Source organism: Roseovarius sp. SCSIO 43702, assembly GCF_019599045.1.
Taxonomy (GTDB): Bacteria; Pseudomonadota; Alphaproteobacteria; order Rhodobacterales; family Rhodobacteraceae; genus Roseovarius.
In genome coordinates, this window is record NZ_CP080623.1 from 2,725,769 (window position 1) to 2,750,079 (window position 24,311).

Sequence of the window (24,311 nt, forward strand, 5' to 3'; positions counted from 1 at the left end):
ACACCACAGCTCATGCACATCATCGCCTTTCTCATCCGTCGCGCCATCCAGGCCGTGATCGTGATGTTCGTCATTTCGCTCATCGGCTTCTCCATTCAGGACAACCTGGGCGATCCACTTCGCGAGCTCGTGGGTCAGTCGGTCTCGGAGGCCGAGCGCATGGCCCTGCGCGACCGGATGGGCCTCAACGATCCCTTCTTCGTCCAGTATTTCCGTTTTCTCGGAAACGCGGTTCAGGGCGACCTCGGCACCTCCTACTTCTTCAAGCGCCCCGCGCTCGACGTCATCATGGACAAGTTCCCCGCCACGTTCGAGCTCGTGCTGGGCGCTGTTTTCATCTTCCTGTCGCTCTCCATCCCCGGTGGCATCTACTGCGCCATCCACCGCGACTCGTGGATCGCCAAGACCATCATGACCGCCTCGATCGTGGGCATTTCCATCCCGGTCTTCCTGACCGCGATCCTTCTCGTATGGCTCTTCGGGGTCGAACTGGGCTGGCTTCCGGCCTTCGGACGCGGCGAGACGGTCGAGCTTCCTTGGGGTTGGGACACCGGGTTCCTCACGCTTGACGGCCTGGCACACCTGATCCTGCCCTCGATCGCGCTCAGCTCGATCATGCTGCCGCTGTTCATCCGTCTCATCCGGGCCGAGATGATGGAGACGATGGGCACCGACTACGTGCGCTTCGCCCGCGCCAAGGGGCTCTCGACCGCGCGGGTGCGTTACGTGCACGCCTTCCGCAACACGCTTCTGCCCGTCGTCACGGTGGGCGGCCTGATGATCGGGACGCTCATCGCCTACACGATCCTGACCGAGACGGTGTTCCAGTGGCCCGGCATGGGCTTTCTCTTCCTCGAGGCGGTGAACCGCGTCGATACGCCGCTCATCATCGCCTACATCATCGTCGTGGGCCTCATCTTCGTGGTGGTAAACACCATCGTCGACTTCATCTACACGCTCATCAACCCGATGGTGAAACTGCCGGGGGCCAAGGCATGATCAACTGGAACACCATTGTTAAGCGTTTCTTCGCGGATCCGGTCGCCATCGGGGCGGGCGTGGTCCTGCTGATCCTGACGCTGATGGCCGTCTTCGCGCCGCTCGTCGCGCCGCAGAACCCCTATGACCTGATGCAGCTCGACATCATGGACAGCGAGCTTCCGCCGGCCTGGGCGCCGGGCGGTGACGACCGCTACCTGCTCGGCACCGACGCGCAGGGGCGCGGGGTGCTCTCGACGATCATGTACGGCACCGGCATCTCGCTCATCATCGGCATCGGCGCGGTGATCGTGCAGGGCGTGCTCGGCGTCACGCTGGGTCTCATCGCGGGCTACAAGGGCGGCTGGATCGACAGTTTCCTCATGCGGCTCGCCGATATCCAGATGTCGCTTTCGACGCTGATGATCGCGATCATCGTGCTGGCGCTCTTCCAGGCCGCGTTCGACGCGAACATCTACGCCGACTGGGCCATATTCATGCTGATCCTGATCATCGGCATCGCCGAATGGCCCAAGTTCGCACGGACCGTCCGCTCGTCGGTGCTGGGCGAGCGCAAGAAGGAATACGTGGACGCCGCGCGCGTCATCGGTCTTCCCGCGCGCAAGGTCATGTGGAAGCATATCCTGCCCAACACGCTGACGCCGGTGCTGGTCATCTCGACCATCCAGGTGGCCGAGGCGATCATGACCGAGGCGGCGCTGTCGTTCCTCGGGCTGGGCATGCCGGTCGACCGGCCCTCTCTCGGCTCGCTCATCCGGTCGGGGTTCGAGTTCATCTTCTCGGGTCAATACTGGATCACGCTCTATCCCGCGCTCGTGCTGGTGGCGCTGGTTCTGGCATTGAACCTTTTGGGCGACTGGCTGCGCGATGTGCTCAATCCCAAACTGCGGCGGGGGGACGACTGATGGCGATGCTGGAAATCGACGATCTGCGCGTGGCCTTCCCGCGCGGCAAGACGGACGAGATCGAGGCGCTGCGCGGTGTTTCCCTGCGCCTCGAGCGGGGCGAGCGACTGGGCGTCGTGGGCGAGAGCGGTGCGGGCAAGTCGATGCTCGCCTTCGCGATCCTGAACCTCATCGCCGAGCCGGGCCGCGTCAGCGCGGGCGAAGTCCGCTTCGAAGGCGAGAACCTTCTGAAACTCTCCGACCGGCAGATCCGCTCGATCCGCGGCAACCGCATCTCGATGATCTTCCAGGATCCGATGGTCACGCTCAACCCGGTCCTGACCATCGGCGACCAGATGATCGAGACGCTCAAGGCGCATCGCCGCATTTCCCGGCGCGAGGCGCATCGCCTGTCGGTCGAGAAGCTCAAGCTGGTGGCGATCCCCTCGGCCGAAAGCCGGATGGACGCCTATCCGCACGAACTTTCGGGCGGGCTCCGGCAGCGGGTGGTGATCGCCATCGCGCTTCTGACCGATCCCGAACTGATCATCGCGGACGAACCCACGACCGCGCTCGACGTGACGATCCAGGCCGAGATCATGGCCCTCATCCTCAAGCTCTGCCGCGAGAATGACGTGGCGCTCATCCTCATCACCCACGATCTCGGTGTCGTGGCCGAGGTGACGCAGAAGATCATGATCATGTATGCGGGCAAATGCGTCGAGACCGGCGAGACGCGCGCGATCATCGACAACCCGCAGCATCCCTATACCTCGGGGCTCCTCCAGGCGCTTCCGCAGAACTCGGAACGCGGCGCCAAGCTTTACCAGATACCCGGCTCCATGCCGCCGATCACCAATCTGCCCACGGGCTGCCCGTATCACCCGCGCTGTCCGCGTGCGACCGAGGAATGTCGCGCCTTCATGCCCGATCTCAAGAACGGCGTCGCCTGCTATCACCCGCTTCTGACTCCCGAGGAAACCGCATGACCGAGGTTCAGACCGCCCCCGACACGCGCGACGAGGCGAACACCACGCCCCTCGTCGAAACCCGCGGACTCGAGGTGCGTTTTTCGCTGCCCACCCACTTCCTCAGCCGCGAAAAGCCCGTGCTGCACGCACTCAACACCGTGGATGTCGCCATCGAAGCCGGTGAAACCTTCTGCGTCGTTGGCGAATCGGGCTGTGGCAAGACGACACTCGGCCGCGCGATCATCGGCCTTCAGGAGCCGTCGGCGGGCGAGGTTTACTTCAAGGGCGAGCGCATCGACCAGATGGACGAGCGCCGGCGCAAGCCGGTGCGCCGCGACATGCAGATGGTATTCCAGAACCCCTATGCGTCGCTCAACCCGCGCCGCAACGTGTTCGACACGCTGGCGGAACCCGTGCGCCACCTGATGCCCGAGAAATCGAAGGACGAGGTGCGCGCCATCGTCGAGGACGTGCTCGCCGCCACCGGCTGCGATCCCTCGTGGCAGCGCCGCCTGCCGCACGAGTTCTCGGGCGGTCAGCGGCAGCGGATCGCCATCGCCCGCGCCCTCGTGACGAACCCCGCCTTCATCGTCGCGGACGAGCCCATCTCGGCGCTCGACGTGTCGATCCAGGCGCAGATCCTGAACCTGCTGACCGATTTGCAGGCGGAACGCGGGCTGACCTATCTTTTCATCACCCACGATCTGAGCGTCGTAGAGCATTTCGGCACCCGCGTCGCCGTGATGTATCTCGGGCAGGTTATGGAGCTTGCCGATACGCGCACGCTGTTTTCCACACCGAAGCACCCCTATACACGCCTCCTGCTCGAGGCGATCCCGAAGCTCGAGGGCGGATCCTTCGACAAGCCGCGCACGCCCGGTGAATTGCCAGATCCGGTCAACCTGCCGGTCGGCTGCCCCTTCGCCCCGCGCTGCCCGCTCGCGACCGAGATCTGCCGCAAGGAACGTCCGCGCCTGCGCCGGCTCGAGACGACGGCGACGGACGTGGCGTGTCATCACACCGAGTGATTTCACCCAAATATCGCTTTTGTACTGTTCGGGGCGGAACTCCTGTGGATAACTCAACGCTCTCGGGCGCTTGAGATGCTGCCGCGAGGCACCGCCGTCGCCTTCAGGATGGCGTGAACCTCCGCGCCGGGGCGCAACTCCAGCTCCTCGGCCGCACGCGCCGTGATGCGCGCGAGGATGCGGTCGCGGCCCATCGCGAGTTGCACGGCGACCCCCGGCCCCTCTCCGCGGTGAAGCGCCGTGACCACGGCGGGCAGCACGTTGCGCGACGACAGCCCCTCGGGCCGCCCGCGCGCGATCAGGACATCGCTTGCCAGGATACGCACACGCACCCGCGCGCCCGGCCCGACCCCCAGGGCGGGCAACAGAAGCTCGCCGGCATCGAGCCGCAGCCGCGTGAGCCCATCCGCCTCGTGCGCCGCCACGGTCGCGGTGAGGATCGCACCCGCCTCGCGCACGCCGACAAAGGGCAGCGCGGCGGGATCGCTCAGCACCTCCTCGACCGGACCCTCGATCACCACGCGCCCCTCGTTCAGCACGATGATCCGGTCGGCAAGCCGCGTGACCTCGGCGAGCGAATGGCTGACATAGAGGATCGGGCAGGCCGCGTGGTCGCGCAAACGCTCGAGATAGGGCAGGATCTCTTCCTTGCGGGGTGCATCGAGCGCCGCGAGCGGCTCATCCATCAAGAGGATGTCCGGCCGCGACAACAGGGCCCGCGCCAGCGCCACGCGGCTCGCCTCCCCGCCCGAGAGCGCGCCGGGCCTGCGATCCATCAACGCACCGATCCCCAGCATCCCGATCACCGCCATCTCGTCATTTTCTCCGGCGGGCGCGAAACGCTGGCCGAAGCGGATATTGCGGGCGACACTCATGTGCGGAAAAAGCCGGCTGTCCTGGAAGACGTAGCCCACGCGCCGCTTCGCCACCGGCACCGCCACGCCACGGTTCGTGTCGAGCAGCACGCGCGCGCCGAGCGTGATCCGCCCCTCGTCAGGGCGCAAGAGCCCCGCGACCGCGTTCGCCACGGTCGTCTTGCCCGACCCCGACGGTCCGAAAAGCGCAGTCACGCCCGCCCCCGACTCGAACTCCGTCTCGAGCGTGAAACCCGCGAAGCGATGGCGAAGCGCGACCGAAAGGCTCATGCCCGCCCGATCCCGCGCGCCACGCGCCGCGCCAGCCATTCCGAGATCAGCACCGCGCCCACCGCGACGATCACCGACAGGATCAGGAGCCGCATCGCCGCCGTCTCGCCGCCCGGAACCTGGAGCCAGGTATAGATCGCCGTCGGCAGTGTGCGCGTCTCGCCGGGGATGTTGGCGACAAAGGTGATGGTCGCGCCGAACTCGCCCATAGCCTTGGCGAAGCCCAGCACGACGCCCGCGAGGATCCCCGGCGCGATGAGCGGCAGCGTGACAAGCGCGAAGACATGCAACCGCCCCGCGCCAAGCGTCTCGGCCGCTGCCTCGAGCTTGGGATCCACCGCTTCAAAGGCGAGACGTATTGCCCTGACCATCAACGGAAATCCCATCACGCCCGCCGCCAGCGCCGCGCCCGTCCAGCGAAAGGCAAAGACAAGGCCGAACTGTTCGAGAAACCCGCCGATCGGCCCCTGCCGCCCGAAGGTCAGAAGCAGCAGGTAGCCCGTCACCACCGGCGGCATCACCAGCGGCAGATGCACCAGCGCGCTGAGCCAGGCCTTGCCCGGAAACTCGCGCCGCGCCAGCAGCCACGCCACCCCGACAGCAAGCGGCAGCGCCACGAGCGTGGCCCAGATCGAGACCTTGAGCGACAATGTCAGCGCCGCCCATTCCTCGGGCCGGAGCGTCATGGTGCCGCCACCGGCAGGAAGCCGTGCCTTCCGAAGATGGCTTGGCCCTCCCCCAGCATGTAGTCAACGAATTCAGAGGCTTGCGGATGATTGCTCGCCCGGGTGATCGCCGCGCCGTAGCGGATCGGGCTGTGCAGGCTCTCGTCGATCTCATGGAGCACCCGCACCCGCGCGCCCTTCGCATCGCTGGCATAAACCACACCGAGTGGCGCCTCACCGCGCTCGACCAGCGCAAGTGCCGCGCGCACATCGCTCGTCTCGGCCAGATGCGGCGAGAGCGCGCGCCAGAGCCCGGCTGCGTCCATCCATTCCTTCGCGTAGATCCCGGCCGGGACGGACAGGACCTGCCCCACGGCCATCCGCCCATCACCCAGCCGGTCCAGAAGCGCCTCCGGCGTCAACTCGGGCAGGTCGGCCGCGCCCTCCGGCGCGATGAGCACGAGCCGGTTGCCCAAGAGCGTGAGCGTCGCGCCCTCTCTCAGCGCGCCTTCGGCCTCGAGCCAGTCGATCCACGCCGTGTTGGCCAGGATCACCACGTCGGCGGGCGCACCCTGCGCGACCTGCCGCGCGATGCTGCCCGATCCGCCGTAGGAGATCACCGCGTCACCGGGCCATGCGACGCGCATCTCCTCCAAGGCCCCGCTCAGCGACGCCGCGGCGAAGACCCTCAGCGGCTCGGCCCCGGCGGCCTGGACCGAAACGAGGCAAATACTTGTGAGAAAGGCGAAAAAACGGATCATGGGCCGCAGTATTTCGCAAAGCTTCCCCCCGCACAAGCGGTGGCGGCCTGTGGCCCCTTTGCCGAACCGCGCCGCGCCCTGCCCGCTTCCCTCTGGCGAAACCGGGGCGATCCGCAATATCCTGCGGGAAAGATATTGAAGTCCACCAAGCGGATAGGCACCATGGCCGGTCAGGCCCCCATCGCCCTCGAGGGCTACGACAAGAGCGAGATGCGGTCGCAATTCGCGGCGCTCTGCTTTCGCATGCGACAGGACAAGCCCGAGATCCTGCTCGTCACGACGCGCGGATCGGGGCGGTGGATCCTGCCCAAGGGATGGCCCATGCCCGGCAAGACCCCGGCCGAAGCCGCCCTCATCGAGGCGTGGGAGGAAGCGGGCGTGAAGGGCAAGGCCTATGATCGCTGTCTCGGCGTGTTTTCCTATGCCAAGTCGCTGCACCCGTCGCACGAGGCGCCGTGCCTCGCGCTGGTCTATCCGGTCAAGGTCAAGACCCTGCTCGCCAAATTTCCCGAATCCGATCAGCGCAAGCGCAAGTGGATGCGCCCGAAACGCGCGGCCAAGGCCGTCGCCGAACCCGAGCTTGCGCAGCTCCTGCGCAATTTCGACCCGCGCGTGCTGGACAAGCCCGCGCATAGTTCAAGTTGAATTCGCACCCCGGATCGCTATCTAATTCCCTAGCTGTGCAACCGGAAGAGACATGATCAAGTTCACCCTCAGATGCCCTGACGACCACCGCTTCGAAAGCTGGTTCAAGTCGGATGCCGCCTACGACGCGCTGCGGGAGTCGGGCCATATCTCCTGTGCCGTCTGCGGCAGCACCGATGTCGAGAAGGCGCTGATGGCCCCGCGCGTGCAGGAAAGCCGTGCCCGCCCGGCCCGGCCCGAGGCACGCCCCACGCCCGAGACGATGGCCCGCGCGATCGCCGAGATCCGCAAGCATGTCGAAGCGAATTCCGATTATGTCGGCGGCAATTTCGCGCGCGAGGCACGCGACATGCACGAGGGTGTCGTGCCCGAACGCGCCATCCATGGCGAGGCCCGCCCCGAGGAGGCCCGGCGCCTGATCGAAGATGGCGTGCCCATCGCCCCCCTGCCCTTCACCCCGAAGGCCAGGATCAACTGAAAGGCGAAGAGATGCATGTCGTCATCACCGGGGCCAGCCGGGGCATCGGCAAGGCGCTGGCCGAACGCTACGCCGGCGCTGGCGCCCGCGTGACTGGGACGAGCCGGTCGGACGGCGGCGATGCAACGCTCGACGTGACCGACCCCAAGAGCCATGCTGCCTTTGCAAGCTCGCTCGGCCACGACGCGGTCGATCTCCTGGTCTGCAATGCAGGCATATATCCCGACAAGGGAGAGACGCTCGACACGGGCTATCCGCCGGCGATGTGGGCCGAGGCGATGGCCACCAACGTGACCGGCGTTTTCCTGTCGATTCAATCGCTTCTCCCGCATCTTTCGCGCAGTGACCGCCCGCGCGTCGCGATCATCTCGAGCCAGATGGCCAGCGATACGCTCGCGCCGGGCGGAAGCTATGTCTACCGCGCGTCGAAGGCCGCGGTGCTCAACCTCGGCCGCAACCTAGCCACCGACCTCGCGCCGCGGGGCATCGCAGTGGGCATTTACCATCCGGGCTGGGTGCGCACGGACATGGGCGGCGACAGCGCCGCCATTTCACCCACCGAGTCCGCCGACGGGCTGCATGCGCGGTTCGATGAGCTCGACCTCGACACGACCGGCTGTTTCAGAACATGGGACGGACGGGAGCACCCGTTTTGACCTCTTTCAGGATCAGGCAATGACCGGCGGCACCGATCTCGACGCGCTTCTGGCGGGCATGCGACCCACGCTCGCGCCCGAAACCTATGTCTTCGCCACCCGGCCCGATGGCACATGGCCCGATACGCTACGCCCCCGCATGATCTTTCACGAAGCCGAGGGCACGACCCTCGTCATCACGCGGTCCGAGGCCGAAGCGGCCGGGCTGGATCACGAATTTCCCTGCCGGATGATCACGCTCGACATCCATTCCGCGCTTCATGCGGTGGGCTTCATCGCCCGCATCGCGACCGAACTCGCGGCGCACGGGATGGGGGTGAACCCCGTCGCGGGGTTCTTCCACGATCATCTTTTCGTGCCCGAGGACCGGGCCGGGGATGCCATGGCGATCCTCGAGAATCTCTCGCGCGAAGGCTGAACCGGAGGGCGTGAAAAAGCCGCGCGGAACGCTCTTCCGCGCGGCACCATCTGTCGGATCGCCGCACGCCGTGGCGCGCGGCATCGCGGGCCTTAATGCACCGTCACCGGATGCAGGTCATTCTGCCGCGCCAGCACGAAGGCCATCCCGCGCTCCCGCACCAGGGCGAGTCGCTCGCCCATGGCGCTGTGAACGGCATAGATCGTCTCGGCACCGGGCAATTGCGCCCGGATCTCCTCGGGCAGTTCCGAGACGGCGACGGGGCGGACATAGGCGATGCGCGCCTCGTCGGTCATGTTGAAGTCATAGGGCGTATTCATGACGTCTGTCCTTTCTCTATACGTATGGTCTGAACCACCTTTTCGGGTTCCGCGCGGGTGAGGTCGATGTGCAGCAGGCCGTTTTCCATGATCGCGGCCCCCACCTCGACCCCGTCGGCAAGGACGAAGGAGCGATGGAATTGCCGCGCGGCGATGCCACGATGCAGGAAGATGCGATCGTCCGCCTCGTCCCGCTGGCGCCCCCGGATGACAAGCTGCCGGTCCTCGACCGTCACCGACAGATCGCCCTCTCCAAACCCCGCCACGGCTAGCGTGATACGGTAGGAATTGTCCGAGGTCTGTTCGATGTTGAACGGCGGATAACCTTCGTTGCCGGACTTGGCACTGCGTTCCAGAAGGCGCTCGAGCTGTTCGAAGCCGAGCATGTAGGGGTGCGCCCCCAGAGAAAGCTTGGTCATTGACACGTCCTTTATCAAGCGACTGGTCCATATGCGCGGCCCCTGTCAAAGGCGACCACTTGACCTGAATATGGGGCGTTGCGGCACCCTCTGCAAGGTTTCGGATGCAGGAATGGTTAGCACGCCAACCCGTCCGGGCCGGATCGCGGCATCGTCGCAACCACGGGATTTACTTGGAAAATTTTCGGTTTTGCACTATAATCCGGCGGCAATCCCGTGAGAATCAGACAAGGATCAGATCGGCAATGACGGCATTCGGCGATCTCTCCATGAAATCCGATGACGTGCTGCGCGTCGAACTGATCGAATTCAAGCGGCAGCACCACGATCTCGACGTCGCGATCCAGGCGCTCGAGGAACGCGGCGCGCGCGATGCGCTCACGATCAAGCGTCTCAAGCAGCAGAAGTTGCGCCTCAAGGACCGCATCACCTGGATCGAGGATCGGCTCACGCCCGACATCATCGCCTGAGCCGCGCCCCGGGGCCGGACCCGGGCCTTGCTGCACGCGCGCGCAGCTCCCTCATCGCCCGCTTGTCACCGTCCGCTTCATGCGTATAGTGCCGCACTCCATAACCTTGGGAAGGGGCGCGAACATGGTCAGCGTGGGCATCATCATGGGCAGTCAGTCGGACTGGCCCACCATGCGCAAGGCCGCCGAGATCCTGGACGAGCTTCAAGTTCCCTACGAGACCCGGATCGTCTCGGCTCACCGCACGCCCGACCGGCTCTGGGACTACGGCAAGACCGCCGCCGAGCGCGGTCTCAAGGTCATCATCGCCGGTGCGGGGGGTGCGGCGCACCTGCCGGGGATGATGGCCTCGAAAACCCGCGTCCCGGTCGTGGGGGTGCCCATCGAAACCCGTGCCCTGAAGGGCGTCGACAGCCTTTATTCCATCGTCCAGATGCCACGCGGCTATCCCGTGGCCACCATGGCCATCGGCGAGGCGGGCGCGATGAACGCGGGGCTGATGGCCGCCGGCATCCTCGCCACCACCGACGCGGCGCTGGCCCGGCGGCTCGACGACTGGCGCGCGGCGCTTTCCGCTTCCATCCCCGAGGAGCCCTCCGATGACTGATCCGCTCGCCCCCGGCGCCACCATCGGCATCCTCGGCGGCGGTCAGCTTGGCCGCATGCTCTCGGTCGCCGCGGCGCGGCTGGGGTTCAAGACATGCATCTTCGAGCCGGGCGGCGACTGCCCGGCGAGCCACGTGGCCAACTACCACTTCAAGGCGCCCTATGACGACGAGGACGCCTTGCGCGCCTTCGGCGACGCCGTCGATGTCATCACCTACGAGTTCGAGAACATCCCCACCTCGGCGCTCGACATCCTCGAAAGCCTCGCCCCGGTGCATCCGGGCCGCGAGGCGCTCCGTGTGAGCCAGGACCGCATCACCGAGAAGGACTTCCTGACCGATCTCGGGCTTCGCACCGCACCCTATGCGCAGGTCGACGACGCGGCGGGCCTTGTCGCCGCGATCGACCGCATCGGCACTCCCGCCATCCTCAAGACCCGCCGTTTCGGTTATGACGGCAAGGGTCAGGCGCGGCTCTCCTCGCCCGACGATGCCGAGGCGGCCCTCGCCGACATGAACGGCGCGCCCTCGGTGCTCGAGGGGTTCGTCGCGTTCAGCCACGAGGTCTCGGTCATCGCCGCGCGCGGGATGGACGGGTCGGTGGCCTGTTTCGATCCCGGCGAAAACGTGCATGAGGGCGGCATCCTGCGCACGACCACGATCCCCGCGCGGCTTTCGACCTCGCAGCGGACCGACGCGGTGCTCCTTGCCGGCAGGATCCTGAACGCGCTCGACTACGTGGGGGTCATGGGGGTCGAACTCTTCGTCACCGACGATGGCCTCATCGTGAACGAGATTGCGCCGCGCGTGCACAATTCCGGGCACTGGACGCAGAACGGCTGCGCCGTCGACCAGTTCGAGCAGCATATCCGCGCGGTTGCGGGCTGGCCACTGGGCGACGGCTCACGGCACGCGGACGTGGTGATGGAAAACCTCATCGGCGATGACATGGACCGCGTGCCCAGGCTCGCGCGCTCCCCCGACTGCGCGCTGCATCTTTACGGCAAGGCCGAGGTGAAGCCGGGGCGCAAGATGGGCCACGTCAATCGGATCGCGAGGCCCGAGCGCCCGGCCTGACGCCTGCGGTCGATGTCCGGACCAATCATGATCCGCCGCTCACGAAACGCGCGGCGGCCTCGCCGCTCATGTAGCTGATACGCCCGCCCGCGATCGTCGCGACGACCCTCAGACTGCCGGGCTCGAGCACCACCAGGTCGGCGCGCCGACCGGGCTGTAGCGAACCGCGATCGGTGAGCCCGAGAATACCCGCCGGCCCTTCCGATATGAGCCGCCATGCGTCGGACAGGTCCAGCACACCCGATCCGACCAGGAGCCGCACCGCGCGGGTCAGAGACGGATAGTGATAATCCGAGGCGAGCGCCGTCACCTGCCCCATCATGACCTGCTCCGCGGCGCTCACGTTGCCGTTATGCGACCCGCCGCGCACCACGTTGGGCGCACCCATGACAACCGGATCGCCCGCGTCCCGCGCGGCCTCGACCGCCTCCGCCGTCTCGGGGAACTCCGCCACGCGCACGCCCCGCCCGCGCCACTCTGCCAGCGCCTCGGCGGTCCGGGCGTCATGACATCCCATCAACACCCCGCGCCGGCCGAGCCGCGCGCAAAGCGTGTCGAGCGCGACGGGCACCTCGTCCATCCGCGCATGCATGGCCTGCATCATCTCGAGGTGCCGCTCGGGATTTCGGCCCACCTTGAGCGCCTGCCCCGTCAGGCGCGGCGGGCGCTTGCCCTGCTCGAGCGCATCGTGCGGCAGGTGATCGTTGAAGACAACGAACCGCACGCCATGGCGTGCCACGACCTCTTCGGCCGCGCCGTAATCGTCGAGCATTGCCACCTCTAAGCGCATCTGCAGATGCAGATCGGTCGCAACCCGCGCCCGCGCGGCGGCGACGCCGCCAAAAACCGCCTCGGCGAAGTCCGGGCCGCGCATCCCCCCTTCCCAACTGTAGAACTGCGCGAGGACGGCACTCGTGATCCCGTTCGCGGCCAGTTCCGCCTCGGCCGAGAGCAACCCCGCCTCCACATCCTTCATCGCGCCCCGCCGCGGGGCAAGATGGCGCTCGAACCCGTCGCCGTGAATATCCACGATGCCGGGGGCCACGAGAAACCCGCCGAGGTCGATCTCGCGCCCCGGCGCATCCGAGACGATGCCGCCATCCGCCAGGCGCACGGGCGCCTCCGCCACCCCGTTCGGCACGAGCACATCCGCGCCGACGAGCCGCAGGTCGAGCGTGCTCACCGCTCCACGTCCAGGAATTCCGTGCCAAGGTCGATCACGTCCGAGAACCCCAGGTCCCGGTCGAACTTCCCGTCGCGCAGGAACGCCACCACCTGCGCGATCACCAGCGGGTTGTTCATCATGAACGTATGCGTCACCGGCAAGGTGAGGTGATCCGCCATCCCCTCGACCTTGGTCGAGGCGACCGACACCTTGCCGTCATCCGGCCCCTCGATGAGGCTCGAATAATAGGGGTTGAGCGAGCGCGATCCCGCGATCACGCCAAGCTCGAAATCGACATCGGGCAGGTTCTCGGGCACGCCCTCCGGCCCGGTTTCGAGCTGCGCGCCCGCGGGTCCGTTGATCCATGCGAAAAGCTCCAGCCCCCCCAGCTCGTCCACAAGTTGCGAGCCGTGGTTGGGCGGGCCCAGCATCACGACGCGGCCCAGCCGCTCGGGCCGGTTGTCGCGCAGCCAGTGCCGCAGCAGGATGCCGCCCATCGAATGCGTGACGAAGTGGACCCGTGACTCGCCGCACCGCGAGATGGCCTTGGGCAGGGTGTCCGTGGCCAGACGCTCGATCTCGGCCCGCGTCGAGGGATAGCGCGGCGCGATCACGTCATATCCCTGCACCTCGAGCGTCTCCTCGAGCACCCTCATGGAATTCTCGGTGCGCGCCAACCCGTGCAACAGCACGACGCAATCCGCCATGGCGCCCGCGGGAACCGACACGAAAAGGAAAAGGAGGATGAGCCGCACCATGCCCCCTAGATAGCGATCCCCCCGCGCCGCGCAATGCCGCCCGTAACGGCACTTCGCGCGACCTGCCGAAAAATGCTCACGGTTCCGCGATATCATCTCGCATTCGGGCCCCGCCGTTGCCGCGCGGGATCACGCCCGGCAGGTCAGGTGAACCTGTTGTCCCTCGGGAAGCCGCGCGGAGCCATGCGACCCGCGCTCGCGCGTTTGCCGACCCATTCGGCCAGCGCGGTCTCGGTGCGCGTCCGTCCGGCCGGATCGTGCCAGCTCAGCCCCTCCTCAAGCGTGAAGGTTATCGCATCCGACAAGCCGCCGTCCTTGTACTTTTGCAACCTCACACCCTTGCCTCTTCCCATTTCCGGCAGATCTTCCAATGGAAAAATCAATACTTTGCGATTTTCGCCCACAACGGCCACGTGATCCCCCGTGGCGGGCCTGCAAAGTCGCGCCTGCGCCTCGCCCCGGACGTTGAGCACCTGTTTCCCGGCCCGCGTCTGCGCCAGAACCTCGTCTTCGGGTACGATGAAGCCGTCGCCTGCCGAGGACGCCACGAGGAGTTTCCGCCCCGGCACGTGGATGAAGAGATCGACGATCTCGGCCTCGTTGGGCAGATCGACCATGAGGCGCAGCGGCTCGCCCATGCCCCGCCCGCCGGGCAGCGCCGCCGCCGACAGGGTGTAGAACCGCCCGTTCGACCCGAAGACCAGCAGGCGGTCGGTCGTCTCGGCATGGAACATGAAGCGCGGACCGTCGCCATCCTTGAACTTCAACTCGCGGGCCAGGTCCACATGGCCGGACATCGCCCGGATCCAGCCCATCTGGCTGCACACGACCGTGATCGGCTCGCGGTCGATCATCGCCTCGAGCGGCACCTCCTCGATCTCGCCCGCCTCGGCGAAGGTCGTGCGGCGCGCGCCCACGTTGCGCCCGTCAAGCGTGTAGCCCTTGCCGAAGGTCGCCTTCACCTCGCGAAGCTGATCCGCGATCGCCGCCCATTGCAGCCCGACGTCCTCGAGCAGGTCCTCGAGCCCCGCACGTTCCTCCATCAGCGCGTCACGCTCGGCCAGAAGCGCCATTTCCTCGAGCCGCCGCAATGCGCGCAGCCGCATGTTGAGGATCGCCTCGGCCTGCACGTCGCTCAACCCCTCGTGATCGCCCGGCGCGGGCGGCACGTAGTCCGCCTCGTCGCGGGCGCGCACGAACTCCCGGCCCCAGTCCTCGCGCATGAGCGCGGGTTTGGGCTCGTCGTCATAGCGGATGATGTCGATCACGCGGTCGAGATTGAGGAAGGCCACGATCAGCCCCTCCAGCACCTCGAGCCGATGGTCGATCTTCTCCATCCGGTGCCGCGAGCGGCGCTCCAGCACCTCGCGCCGGAAATCGAGAAAGGCGCGCAGCACCTCCTTCATCGAGCAGACCTTGGGCGTAAGGCCGTCGATGAGCACGTTCATGTTGAGCGAGAAGCGCACCTCCAGGTCGGAGTTGCGGTAGAGCATGCCCATCAGCATCTCGGGATCGACGTTCTTCGAGCGCGGCTCGAGGATGATGCGCACGTCATCGGCGCTCTCGTCGCGTATATCGGCGAGCACCGGGACCTTCTTGGTCTGGATGACCTCGGCCAGCTTCTCGATCAGCCTGGATTTCTGCACCTGGTAGGGGATTTCCGTCACCACGATCTGCCACTGGCCACGGCCAAGATCCTCGGTCTCCCAGCGGCAGCGCAGGCGGAACGATCCGCGCCCGGTGCGATAGGCTTGCGCGATGTTCTCGGCCGGCTCCACGATCACGCCGCCCGTCGGGAAGTCGGGGCCGGGAACATAGTTGAGGAGCGTGTCGTCGCGCGCATCGGGCGTCTTGATGAGATGCAGGCAGGCGTCGATCAGCTCGGCGATGTTGTGCGGCGGGATGTTGGTCGCCATCCCCACCGCGATCCCGCTCGACCCGTTGGCCAGAAGGTTCGGGAAAGCCGCCGGCAGGACCACCGGCTCGGTCAGCGTGCCGTCGTAGTTGTCGCGGAAATCGACCGCGTTCTCGGCCAGCCCCTCGAGCATCGCCTCGGCCACGGCGGTCATCCGGGCCTCGGTATAGCGCGAGGCGGCCGGGTTATCGCCGTCGATATTGCCGAAATTCCCCTGCCCGTCCACCAGCGGATAGCGCACCGCGAAATCCTGTGCGAGCCGCGCCATCGCGTCGTAGATCGCGGCATCCCCGTGCGGATGGTAGTTCCCCATCACGTCGCCCGAGATCTTGGCCGACTTGCGGAACCCTCCCGTGGAACCCAGGCGCAATTCGCGCATTGCATAAAGGATGCGTCGGTGCACGGGCTTCAGCCCGTCGCGCGCATCGGGCAGCGCCCGGTGCATGATCGTCGAGAGCGCATATGTGAGATAGCGCTCGCCGATGGCACGGCGCAACGGCTCGGCCACCTCGTCGGGGGTCATGTCGGGATCGTCCAGAAGGTCGCTCATGACCGACCTGATAGCTTCGGGCGATGCGACGGTAAAGGCGCTTCGGAACGAGGCGATGGCGATTTCCCGTCAGGGGCCGGACCGAATCGTGTAGGATGACATAAGGGCGGCGGTATTCGCCGCTCCCGTCCGGGGGGATGATATGTGGCGTTTCATAGTGGTGAGCTTCGGCTTTCTGGGGTTTGCGTTCTACGAATTGAGCGGCGGTGCCGACTACCGCCCGCACGAGGATTCTCTCCAGGCGCACATGCAGCGTGAGCGCGACAGGGCAGCGACACTGACCCGCGTGGCCGAGGCCGACGCGGCCACCCCGGCCCGACGCACCGACAAGGGCGACAAGGGCGACGAAAAGGCAGACGATTTCGACGTGGCCACGACGCGCACCATGACGCGCGACACGGACGAGGTCGATGCCGCGGCCATCGATGCCGCCCTCACGGCCGCGCTCGAGAAGGAAAAAGGCGCCGGCATCACCGCCACCACCGAAGCCACCGTCATTCCCGCAGCGGCCACCCGTGAGGCGGACACCCCTGCTGCCGGCGTCACGACGTCGGTCATCGGGCTTTCCGAAGTGACGCAGCAGGCGGATGATGGCGCGCAGGTAACACTTGCCTCGTCGGGTAACGCCAACGGGTTCGGCGCCTTGGGCGCGGCGCTCAGGATCGACATGACCGGCGCCTCCGGTGCCGGTGACGAAGGCAGTTCCGCCTCCGGGGTCACGCAGGTCGCCGTGGCCGACAGCGCCGCCGCCGATATCCGCCGCGTGACCGGCAATCTCGTCAACATGCGGGCCGGGCCGGGAACGTCCTATGGCCGCGTCGATCAGCTCGCCGAAGGCGCGCGCGTGCGCGTGCTCGAGGATCTGGGCAACGGCTGGCTGCATCTCGAGGTCGAGGAGACCGGCCAGGTGGGCTACATGGCCGACTGGCTCGTCACCGCCAGCAACTGAGTGCCGCCACGCCGTTTTTCGTTGCGCCGTCCGCGCAGTCCCCGCATGGTCGCGCGCATGAGTGACAGAAGCATTCTCATCACCGGCTGTTCCTCCGGTATCGGGTACGATGCCGCCCACGGTCTCCGGGCACGTGGCTGGCGCGTCTTCGCGGCCTGCCGCAAGGAGGCGGACTGCGACCGCCTGCGCGCCGAAGGCTTTGAAAGTCCGCGCCTCGACTACCAGGACGAGGCCAGCATCCACGCGGCCCTGACCCAGGTGTTGGACACCACCGGCGGACGGCTCGACGCGCTTTTCAACAATGGCGCCTTCGCCAATCCCGGCCTGGTCGAGGATTTGCCCACCGATGCGCTCCGCGCGATCTTCGAAGCCAATCTCTTCGGCTGGCACGCGCTGACCCGCGCCGTGATCCCGGTGATGCGCGCGCAGGGGCATGGGCGGATCGTGCAATGCTCCTCGGTTCTGGGCTTCGTCACGATGCCCTGGCGCGGCGCCTACAACGCCTCGAAATTCGCGCTCGAGGGTCTCTCGGACACGCTGCGGATCGAGATGCGCGGCACCGGCATCCATGTCAGCCTGATCGAACCCGGCCCCGTCACCTCGAATATCCGCGAGAACGCGATCCCCCATTTCGAGCGCTGGATCGACTGGGAAAACGCCCCCCGGCGCGAAGATTACGCGCGGCTGCGCCACCGTCTCTACGAAAGCAGCGGCCCCGACACGTTCGAGCTGCCGCCCTCCGCCGTCACGCGCAGGCTCGTCCACGCGCTCGAGGCGCGTCGGCCCCGCGCGCGCTACTACGTGACGACGCCGACCTACCTCATGGGCACGCTGAAGCGGCTCCTGCCGACCCGCTGGCTCGACGCGGTGATCGCGAAGGCGGGTTAGGGCAGCGCCTGACGCAAGGCCCTGGTCCGGCCTTGAAGCCGACGGGAGCGCTTGCCGCTTGACCGGGCGCGGGTGGCGGGGCATCACTTCGGGTCATGATCATCTTGAAGATATTGCGGCGATCCGAATGGGACCGGCTGCGCGCCGAGGGCCACAGCGACGGCGCCCCGGTAGACCTCGCCGACGGCTACATCCACTTCTCGACCGTGGCGCAGGCGCCCGAGACGGCAAGGCGCCATTTCGCAGGCGCGGGCGACCTGATGCTCGTGGCCGCCGAGAGCGAGGCGATGGGCTCGGAACTGAAGTGGGAGCCCTCGCGCGGCGGCGAGAATTTTCCGCATCTCTACCGCGAATTGCGCCTGACCGACGTGATCTGGGCGCAACCCCTTCCGCTCGTCGGCGGCCAGCATCAGTTTCCCCCCGGCCTCGCATGAGTGCGCTGGAACGGCTCGGCCTCTACGCGCTGCACCGGCTCGACCCCGAAACCGCGCATGACTGGGCGATCCGGGCGCTTCGCGCGGGCCTTGCGACCGGTCCGGGCACTGTGACCTCGCCCCGGCTCGCCAGCACGGTGGCCGGGCTGGCGCTTCCCAATCCCGTGGGCCTTGCCGCGGGGTTCGACAAGAACGCTCGCGCGCTGCATCCGCTGGCCCGCGCGGGTTTCGGCTTTGTCGAGCTGGGCGCCGTCACTCCCCGCCCGCAACCGGGCAACCCGCGCCCACGGCTCTTTCGCCTGGCCGAGGATCGCGCCGTCATCAACCGCTTCGGCTTCAACAATGACGGCATGGAGGCGGTCGCGCGGCGCCTGGCGCAACGGCCCGAGACCTGCGTCATCGGTCTCAATATCGGCGCCAACAAGGACAGCGCCGACCGCGCCGAGGATTTCGCGCGCGTGCTGGCCCATTGCGGACGCCACGTGGATTTCGCGACGATCAACGTGTCCTCGCCCAACACCGAACGCCTGCGTGATCTTCAGGGCGCCGAGGCGCTCCACGGCCTTCTGGGCAAGGTCATGGAGGCGCGCGACTGGCTCACCGGCGAAACCGGCCGCGGCCTGCCCGTCTTTCTCAAGATCGCACCCGACCTCGACGAGACCGCCCTTGCCGAGATCGCCGAAGTGACCCGCGGCGCCGGCATCGCCGGGATCATCGCCACCAACACGACACTTTCGCGCGATGGCCTCGTCAGCGCGCATCGTGACGAGACGGGCGGGCTTTCGGGCCGGCCGCTCTTCGAGCGGTCGACCCGCGTTCTGGCCCACCTGTCGCAGGTGACCGGGGGCACCTTGCCGCTGATCGGCGTCGGCGGCGTCGCCTCGGCCGAGGACGCCTATGCCAAGATCCGCGCGGGCGCGAGTGCCGTGCAGCTTTATTCTGCCCTCGTCTACGAGGGGCTGAGCCTCGTGCCGCGCATCGCGCGCGGGCTCGACGCGCTCCTGGCGCGCGACGGGTTCGCGAACGTGGCCGAAGCAGTGGGAACCGACAGGGAGACTTGGCTGTGAGCACGATCATCTGGCACAATCCGCGCTGCTCCAAATCGCGCGATACGCTGGCGCTTCTCGAGGCGCGGGACGAGGCGCACGAGGTGCGGCGTTATCTCGACGACCCGCCCTCCGAGGCCGAACTTCGCGAGGTGGCGAAGATGCTGGGCACCGGCGCCGGAGGCCTGTTGCGCGCGGGCGAGGCGCTGGCCCGAGAACTCGGACTGCGCCGCGATGATCCCGAGGATCGCCTTTTCGCCGCCATGGCCGCGCATCCCCGCCTGATCGAGCGGCCCGTTGTCATCAAGGGCGACAGGGCGCGTCTCGGACGCCCGCCCGAACAGGTGCTGGAAATCCTGTGAAGGCGCCTGCTGCTCTCGTTGCGCTGATGCTGATCGTGCCGGGCATGGCCAGCGCCATGTGCCTCTGTCTTCGCTGCGTGACCGGCCCCTATGACCGCTACACCGCCGCGTCGGCGGACATGAGACCGACGATCGAACCGGGCCAGTGCATGATCTTTCACACCGCGCCCGCGCCCGAGGAGATCGCGCCGGGGCGGGTGATCGCGTTCACGCATCCCGCTGCCGACAGGCAATATGTCAAGAGGATCGTCGCGACCGCCGGACAGACCGTGGCGCTCGAGCGCGGCGTGATCCTCATCGACGGCGTGCCGGTATCGCGCCGGAAAACCTCCGACTACCACCAGAGCCGAGCGGCGGACGGACCGTCCGACACCCTTCCCCGCTGCGATCCATCCGCCGCGAGGGGCGAGACCTGCGCCATCCCGCGCTTCACCGAAACGCTGGGCCGCGCGGCCTACGACGTGCTCGATCTTGGCGAGACATGGCTCGACGACATGCCCCCCGTCACCGTGCCCCGGGGCCACGTCTTCGTGCTGGGTGACCATCGCGACAACTCCATGGACAGCCGCCAGCCGCTCGCGGCGGGCGGGATCGGCCCGGTGCCGGTCGGAAACATACGCGGCGTTCTGGACGAGATCCGGGAGTGACCCGCTAATCGCCCGACGCCCGTTCGAGCGCGGGATATCTCAGCCCAAGCGTCACGCCCCGCGCCACGAAACTGATGAGAAGCGCGCACCACAAGCCATGATTGCCGAGCGTCGGCACCAGTGCCAGGGCTGCCAGCACGTAGATCAACAGGCTCACCGCCATCATGTCGCGCATGTCGGCCGAGCGGGTCGCGCCGATGAAGATGCCGTCGAACATCCACGCCGCAAGACCCACGAGAGGCGCGGCCACCATGTAGGGCAGGAAGACACGGGCCGCCTCGCGCACCTCGGGCGCGGTGGTCATCACGTCGATGATCGCGCCCCCGGCCAGCGCGAAGGCGAGCGCCAGGCACAGGTTCGATCCGAACGCCCATTGCGAGGCGACGATCGCCGCGCGCCGCACCCGGGACCGGTCACGCGCCCCGAAGGCCTGTCCCACCAGCGCCTCCGCGGCGAAGGCGAAGCCGTCCATCGCGTAGGCGGTCACGCTCAGGAATTGCATCAACACCTGGTTCGCGGCCAGCGTCACGTCGCCGAACCAGCCGCCGAGCAGCAGGAACGAGACGAAGATCGTCTGGATCATGAGCGAACGCAGCAGGATATCCATGTTGACCGCCGTCATGTTCGACAAGGCGTCGGCGTCGAAGACGCGCGGCCAATCGCGCCAGGCGGGCACCCGGAACGCATCACGGCAAAGCCAGAACCCGAGGGCAAGCCCGCTCCACTCGGCCATGAATGTGGCGACTGCCACGCCCTCGACGCCCCAGCCGAGTCCCAGCACGAACCAGAGGTCGAGCACGATGTTGAGCCCGTTCATCCAGACCTGGAGCATCAGAACCGCGCCCGTCCGCTCGAGCGCGACGAGCCAGCCCGTGATGCCGTAGATCGCGATCATTGCGGGCGCGCTCCAGACGCGGATGGCCATGTAGTCGCGGGCCAGCCCCTCGACCTCCGCGCTGGCCGGCGAGACCCGGAAGGCGGCCCAGAAGATCGGCCATTGCAGGACGATGATGGCCGCGCCGGCTCCCAGCCCGATCATCAGCGCGCGCGTGAGCATCGCGGCCACCTCGCCCGTGCGCCCGGCACCCTGCGCCTGGCTCGTGAGACCCGTCGTGCCCATCCGCAGGAAGCCGAAGATCCAGTAGATCGCGGTCAGGATGATGGCGCCCACACCCACGGCGCCGATCGGCGCCGCCTCGCCCAGCTGGCCCACGACGCCCGTGTCCACCACGCCCAGGATCGGGACCGTGGCGTTCGAGATGACGATGGGAAAGGCGATGCGCGCGACGCGCCCATGCGTGATGGGCCGCGCCGGTTCAGCCATCCTGCCGGGGCATCAGGAAATGCCCTTGCGCCTGCGCGAAGGGGCGCTCGCGGTTGTCTTGCCACGCCTCGACATGGACCGAGCCATAGCGCCGCCCCGAGCGCGTCACACGGGCGCGCGCATAGGCATCACGCGGCAAGCCCGAGCGCAGGTAATCCACCGTGAAGTCGATGGTGCGCGGCAGGCGCGGCATCGTGCCGCCCGCCATCGCCTCTGCATCCACCTCGCCGCTCTCGATCAGCGGCCAGAGCGTCGCCCAGCTCAACCCGATGATCGCCGTCGTCTCGAGAAAGGCCGCCGTCGCGCCGCCGTGCAGCGCGGGCAGAAGGGGGTTGCCGATCAGCTTGTCGTCATAGGGCATCAGCGCCGTGAGCTCGTCACCCCGCCGCTCGAACACGATGCCGAGGAAGCGGATGTAGGGCACGCCCTCGACCAGCGCGGCTAGGGCCGCGTCGCGCCGTTGCTTCACCTGCTGCACCGGCTCGGGTTTTCTCGGTCCGCTCATGGCCCCCCCTGCACGGTGAATGTCCCGGTCGCGGTCGCGACGGGACGGTCATCGTCGCCATCCGTGGCGGTGGCGCGCACGAAGGCCACGCTTCGGGTGATGTGGTGGCATTCGGCCCGCACGCGGATGGTGGCGCGCGGCGTCGCGGGACGCATGTAGTCGATCCTGAGCCCGATCGTCGCCGTCGCGCCCATCAGCCTCGGATGCGACATCGCGGCCGCCCCGCAGGCGGTGTCCATCAGGGCGCTCACCGCGCCGCCGTGGATCACGCCGGTCTCCGGGTCGCCCACCAGGTCCTCGCGCCAGGGCATCGACATGATCGCCACGCCACCCCCCATGTCCTCGGGCTCCATCCCGAGGGCAACGGCATGGGGCAGCGCGGAAAAGAACTTGCGCGCCTTCTCGAGCCGTGCGGCGGCGTCGCGCTTGTCGGTCATGGCGGTCACGCTCCGCGTCCTGGGGTCCGGTCGCGCCTTCAATAATCCCATCCGGACCCGTTCGCCACCTCGAATGCGGCCGATCCCGGCCGCGGGGGTTTATTCGGTCCCGGATTTGGGGCAAGCTGGGGCTCCGACACACCTTTTCCCCTCCACCGGGGCAATCGCCATGTCCGACAAACGCCTGTCACTCAAGGAAATGTGCGCGAAATTCGATGTGACGCCGCGCACCCTGCGCTACTACGAGTATATCGAGCTTCTCGAGCCGGAGCGCGAGGGCCGCTCGCGCTTCTACGGCCCGCGCGAACGTGCGCGCATGACCCTCATCCTGCGTGGCCGGAAATGGGGCTTCTCGCTCGAGGAGATCCGCCAATGGCTCCTGATCTACGAAAGCGAGGGCACCGAGGCCCAGATGCGAAGCCTGATCGAGCTTGCCGACCGTCAGCTCGAGGACTTGGCCCGGCAGCACCGGCAACTGTCCGAAGCCATGACCGAGCTGCGCGAGATGCGCGACAAGGTAGCGGGCGACTTGCCCGACACATGACCCGCGCAACAGAAAAGGCGGCCGCAACCGCGACCGCCTTTCCCTGTTCATGCTCTGAAACTTAGCCGTCGAATTCGGGCTGCGCCTCGAGCTTCTCTTCGGTCGAGTCGATATAGACCCTCAGGTCATCGCCTTCACCGCGCAGGATCTGCAGTTCGTCGAAGGTCACGGCGATCTCCTTCTCGCCGATCCCGAGGAAGCCACCCACGTTGATGACGGCCTGCTGGACCTTGCCGTTTTCATCGAGCACGAGATCACCGACCTCGCCGACGCTCTCGTCGTTGATGCCATAGACCGACTGGCCGACCAGCGCATCCGAGGTCAGTTCCTCGACCTTGGTCACCTCGGCATAGCCTTCACGCTCGACATTCGGGCGCGTCAGCATCGGGCGATCCATTGCCGTTTCGGTGCCGGCCTCGCTTTCGAGATTCTGCTCTGCGTTCTCGGCAGTCTGCTCGGCTTCGTCCGCCGCACTTTCGGCAGTCTGCTCGGCTTCGTCCGCGGCGTTCTCGGCGCTCTGCTCCGCTTCTTCCGCAGCATTCTCCATGTTCTGCTCTGCGTTCTCGGCGGTCTGCTCCGCGTCGTCCGCCGCGTTCTCGGCCATCTGTTCGGCCTCGGGCTCGGCGTTGACAGTGCCGTCGGTGTCGGCATTCTCCATGCCGTCACGCTCGCGTTCGACACCCGGCGCGTTTTCAAGCTCTTCCTGGGACACGTTCACGACCAGGAACCGGCCCGCGCCCTCGCCTTTCTCATGCAGAACCTTGATCTGCTCCATGGGCAGCGCGACGTTCTTTTCGCCGATGCCGAGGAAGCCGCCGACGCCGATGATGGCGACCTGCACTTCGCCCTCGGAGTTGACGATGAGATCGTTGATTTCGCCGATGTTATCCCACTCGCTCGTCGCTTCCGCTTCGATCTCGGTTTCCGCGGCCATCTCCTGCTCGGAGCTGTAGACGCGCATCCCGATCAGGTCCGATGCGTAGAAATCGGTCTCGGCGTTGTACTCATATGCGCCCATCGCGTCGTGGTTCTCGGCATAGGCCGTGCCACCGCTCAGGACGAGAGCTGTTGCAGCTGTTGTCAAAAGACGTTTCATTGTTACCTCCGTTACGTGTCACTTCGAAACTCGTGATCATCCAACGTGGAAACATGCGGGCTGTTCCGCCCCCGCTCACGTTTTTTTGAGATCGCGCGAGCAATCGCCCCGGGAGGGGCTTGAAATTGACGCAACGTAGCACTTACGTAA

General features: G+C 67.0%; 30 protein-coding genes. 18 read left to right on the plus strand and 12 right to left on the minus strand.

The annotated features are described in order from the left end of the window. Positions 1-12: 12 nt before the first annotated feature. From K1T73_RS13505 to K1T73_RS13520, 4 genes are read left to right on the plus strand one after another with little or no spacing between them, the layout of a single operon-like run. Positions 13-999 (plus strand): ABC transporter permease, encoded by a 987-nt coding sequence (locus K1T73_RS13505; protein WP_259400258.1) that lies wholly within the window; start codon positions 13-15, stop codon positions 997-999. Then, on the plus strand, positions 996-1,904 hold the full coding sequence (locus K1T73_RS13510; protein WP_220601199.1) for an ABC transporter permease: 909 nt from the start codon (positions 996-998) through the stop codon (positions 1,902-1,904). Before K1T73_RS13505 ends, K1T73_RS13510 begins: the two co-directional genes overlap by 4 nt. Beyond that, a complete protein-coding gene (locus K1T73_RS13515; RefSeq protein ID WP_220601200.1) occupies positions 1,904-2,872 on the plus strand; it encodes an ABC transporter ATP-binding protein in 969 nt (322 codons plus the stop codon). The genes K1T73_RS13510 and K1T73_RS13515 overlap by 1 nt, the downstream gene beginning before the upstream one ends. Beyond that, complete coding sequence (locus tag K1T73_RS13520; RefSeq protein WP_220601201.1) at positions 2,869-3,882, plus strand: ABC transporter ATP-binding protein; 1,014 nt, start codon at positions 2,869-2,871, stop codon at positions 3,880-3,882. Before K1T73_RS13515 ends, K1T73_RS13520 begins: the two co-directional genes overlap by 4 nt. Positions 3,883-3,935: 53 nt before the next feature. Here K1T73_RS13520 and modC read toward each other — a convergent pair whose 3' ends face one another. The 3 genes from modC to modA are packed head-to-tail and all read right to left on the minus strand — an operon-like array spanning position 3,936 to position 6,453. Beyond that, the gene (gene modC, locus K1T73_RS13525) at positions 3,936-5,027 is read right to left on the minus strand and encodes a molybdenum ABC transporter ATP-binding protein (RefSeq protein WP_220601202.1); all 1,092 of its coding nucleotides are present in this window, start codon (positions 5,025-5,027) and stop codon (positions 3,936-3,938) included. Next, entirely contained in the window at positions 5,024-5,713 is a 690-nt protein-coding gene (gene modB, locus K1T73_RS13530; protein WP_220601203.1) for a molybdate ABC transporter permease subunit, read from the minus strand. Before modB ends, modC begins: the two co-directional genes overlap by 4 nt. Then, positions 5,710-6,453, minus strand: a complete 744-nt coding sequence (gene modA / locus K1T73_RS13535; protein ID WP_220601204.1) for a molybdate ABC transporter substrate-binding protein — start codon at positions 6,451-6,453, stop codon at positions 5,710-5,712. The genes modB and modA overlap by 4 nt, the downstream gene beginning before the upstream one ends. A 162-nt stretch (positions 6,454-6,615) precedes the next feature. Here modA and K1T73_RS13540 point away from each other — a divergent pair, with 162 nt between their 5' ends. Genes K1T73_RS13540 through K1T73_RS13555 form a run of 4 tightly spaced genes read left to right on the plus strand, consistent with a single transcriptional unit; the run spans position 6,616 to position 8,650 of the window. Continuing rightward, complete coding sequence (locus K1T73_RS13540) at positions 6,616-7,098, plus strand: NUDIX hydrolase (RefSeq protein ID WP_220601205.1); 483 nt, start codon at positions 6,616-6,618, stop codon at positions 7,096-7,098. 52 nt (positions 7,099-7,150) lie between these two features. Beyond that, positions 7,151-7,576 carry a DUF1178 family protein gene (locus K1T73_RS13545; protein ID WP_220601206.1) on the plus strand — a complete coding sequence of 142 codons (426 nt, stop codon included), beginning with the start codon at positions 7,151-7,153 and terminating at the stop codon, positions 7,574-7,576. Between the two features lie 11 nt (positions 7,577-7,587). Beyond that, entirely contained in the window at positions 7,588-8,232 is a 645-nt protein-coding gene (locus K1T73_RS13550) for an SDR family NAD(P)-dependent oxidoreductase (protein ID WP_220601207.1), read from the plus strand. Positions 8,233-8,251: 19 nt separating this feature from the next. Continuing rightward, positions 8,252-8,650: an ACT domain-containing protein gene (locus tag K1T73_RS13555; RefSeq protein WP_220601208.1), complete on the plus strand. Its 399-nt coding sequence runs from the start codon at positions 8,252-8,254 to the stop codon at positions 8,648-8,650. A 92-nt stretch (positions 8,651-8,742) separates the two neighbouring features. Here K1T73_RS13555 and K1T73_RS13560 read toward each other — a convergent pair whose 3' ends face one another. Together K1T73_RS13560 and K1T73_RS13565 are read right to left on the minus strand one after the other, a co-directional pair. Further along, positions 8,743-8,970 (minus strand): DUF1150 family protein, encoded by a 228-nt coding sequence (locus K1T73_RS13560; RefSeq protein WP_220601209.1) that lies wholly within the window; start codon positions 8,968-8,970, stop codon positions 8,743-8,745. After that, positions 8,967-9,389 (minus strand): Hsp20 family protein, encoded by a 423-nt coding sequence (locus K1T73_RS13565; RefSeq protein WP_220601210.1) that lies wholly within the window; start codon positions 9,387-9,389, stop codon positions 8,967-8,969. Before K1T73_RS13565 ends, K1T73_RS13560 begins: the two co-directional genes overlap by 4 nt. Positions 9,390-9,634: 245 nt before the next feature. On the opposite strand from K1T73_RS13565, the gene K1T73_RS13570 reads away from it, so the two are divergent. The 3 genes from K1T73_RS13570 to K1T73_RS13580 all read left to right on the plus strand — a co-directional run bounded on the left by K1T73_RS13570 (position 9,635) and on the right by K1T73_RS13580 (position 11,541). Beyond that, a complete protein-coding gene (locus tag K1T73_RS13570; RefSeq protein WP_220601211.1) occupies positions 9,635-9,859 on the plus strand; it encodes a YdcH family protein in 225 nt (74 codons plus the stop codon). A 124-nt stretch (positions 9,860-9,983) separates the two neighbouring features. Next, positions 9,984-10,466 carry a 5-(carboxyamino)imidazole ribonucleotide mutase gene (gene purE / locus K1T73_RS13575; RefSeq protein WP_220601212.1) on the plus strand — a complete coding sequence of 161 codons (483 nt, stop codon included), beginning with the start codon at positions 9,984-9,986 and terminating at the stop codon, positions 10,464-10,466. Then, on the plus strand, positions 10,459-11,541 hold the full coding sequence (locus tag K1T73_RS13580) for a 5-(carboxyamino)imidazole ribonucleotide synthase (protein WP_220601213.1): 1,083 nt from the start codon (positions 10,459-10,461) through the stop codon (positions 11,539-11,541). The genes purE and K1T73_RS13580 overlap by 8 nt, the downstream gene beginning before the upstream one ends. A gap of 25 nt (positions 11,542-11,566) precedes the next feature. On the opposite strand, the gene K1T73_RS13585 is transcribed toward K1T73_RS13580, so the two are convergent. From K1T73_RS13585 to parC, 3 genes are all read right to left on the minus strand, one after another. Further along, the gene (locus K1T73_RS13585; RefSeq protein WP_220601214.1) at positions 11,567-12,724 is read right to left on the minus strand and encodes an alpha-D-ribose 1-methylphosphonate 5-triphosphate diphosphatase; all 1,158 of its coding nucleotides are present in this window, start codon (positions 12,722-12,724) and stop codon (positions 11,567-11,569) included. Beyond that, complete coding sequence (locus tag K1T73_RS13590) at positions 12,721-13,464, minus strand: triacylglycerol lipase (RefSeq protein ID WP_220601215.1); 744 nt, start codon at positions 13,462-13,464, stop codon at positions 12,721-12,723. Before K1T73_RS13590 ends, K1T73_RS13585 begins: the two co-directional genes overlap by 4 nt. A 143-nt stretch (positions 13,465-13,607) precedes the next feature. After that, a complete protein-coding gene (parC, locus tag K1T73_RS13595) occupies positions 13,608-15,929 on the minus strand; it encodes a DNA topoisomerase IV subunit A (RefSeq protein WP_220601216.1) in 2,322 nt (773 codons plus the stop codon). 142 nt (positions 15,930-16,071) lie between these two features. Between parC and K1T73_RS13600 the strand changes: the two genes are divergently transcribed. The 6 genes from K1T73_RS13600 (at position 16,072) to lepB (ending at position 20,255) form a co-directional block, all read left to right on the plus strand. Next, the gene (locus K1T73_RS13600; protein ID WP_220601217.1) at positions 16,072-16,878 is read left to right on the plus strand and encodes an SH3 domain-containing protein; all 807 of its coding nucleotides are present in this window, start codon (positions 16,072-16,074) and stop codon (positions 16,876-16,878) included. Between the two features lie 57 nt (positions 16,879-16,935). Further along, the gene (locus K1T73_RS13605) at positions 16,936-17,766 is read left to right on the plus strand and encodes an SDR family oxidoreductase (protein WP_220601218.1); all 831 of its coding nucleotides are present in this window, start codon (positions 16,936-16,938) and stop codon (positions 17,764-17,766) included. A gap of 95 nt (positions 17,767-17,861) precedes the next feature. Beyond that, complete coding sequence (locus K1T73_RS13610) at positions 17,862-18,200, plus strand: DUF952 domain-containing protein (RefSeq protein ID WP_220601219.1); 339 nt, start codon at positions 17,862-17,864, stop codon at positions 18,198-18,200. Next, positions 18,197-19,267, plus strand: coding sequence for a quinone-dependent dihydroorotate dehydrogenase (locus K1T73_RS13615; RefSeq protein ID WP_220601220.1), 1,071 nt, complete (start codon positions 18,197-18,199; stop codon positions 19,265-19,267). The genes K1T73_RS13610 and K1T73_RS13615 overlap by 4 nt, the downstream gene beginning before the upstream one ends. Further along, positions 19,264-19,608, plus strand: a complete 345-nt coding sequence (arsC, locus tag K1T73_RS13620; RefSeq protein ID WP_220601221.1) for an arsenate reductase (glutaredoxin) — start codon at positions 19,264-19,266, stop codon at positions 19,606-19,608. The genes K1T73_RS13615 and arsC overlap by 4 nt, the downstream gene beginning before the upstream one ends. Beyond that, the gene (gene lepB / locus K1T73_RS13625; protein WP_220601222.1) at positions 19,605-20,255 is read left to right on the plus strand and encodes a signal peptidase I; all 651 of its coding nucleotides are present in this window, start codon (positions 19,605-19,607) and stop codon (positions 20,253-20,255) included. Before arsC ends, lepB begins: the two co-directional genes overlap by 4 nt. A 4-nt stretch (positions 20,256-20,259) precedes the next feature. Here lepB and K1T73_RS13630 read toward each other — a convergent pair whose 3' ends face one another. From K1T73_RS13630 to K1T73_RS13640, 3 genes are read right to left on the minus strand one after another with little or no spacing between them, the layout of a single operon-like run. Continuing rightward, entirely contained in the window at positions 20,260-21,579 is a 1,320-nt protein-coding gene (locus tag K1T73_RS13630) for an MATE family efflux transporter (protein ID WP_220601223.1), read from the minus strand. Next, a complete protein-coding gene (locus tag K1T73_RS13635) occupies positions 21,572-22,084 on the minus strand; it encodes a PaaI family thioesterase (protein WP_220601224.1) in 513 nt (170 codons plus the stop codon). The genes K1T73_RS13630 and K1T73_RS13635 overlap by 8 nt, the downstream gene beginning before the upstream one ends. Beyond that, on the minus strand, positions 22,081-22,521 hold the full coding sequence (locus K1T73_RS13640) for a PaaI family thioesterase (protein ID WP_220603752.1): 441 nt from the start codon (positions 22,519-22,521) through the stop codon (positions 22,081-22,083). The genes K1T73_RS13635 and K1T73_RS13640 overlap by 4 nt, the downstream gene beginning before the upstream one ends. A gap of 169 nt (positions 22,522-22,690) precedes the next feature. Between K1T73_RS13640 and K1T73_RS13645 the strand changes: the two genes are divergently transcribed. Then, on the plus strand, positions 22,691-23,065 hold the full coding sequence (locus K1T73_RS13645; protein ID WP_220601225.1) for a MerR family DNA-binding transcriptional regulator: 375 nt from the start codon (positions 22,691-22,693) through the stop codon (positions 23,063-23,065). Between the two features lie 61 nt (positions 23,066-23,126). Here the strand turns inward: K1T73_RS13645 and K1T73_RS13650 are convergent, their stop codons facing one another. Then, positions 23,127-24,161 (minus strand): PRC-barrel domain-containing protein, encoded by a 1,035-nt coding sequence (locus tag K1T73_RS13650; RefSeq protein ID WP_220601226.1) that lies wholly within the window; start codon positions 24,159-24,161, stop codon positions 23,127-23,129. Positions 24,162-24,311: the final 150 nt, after the last annotated feature.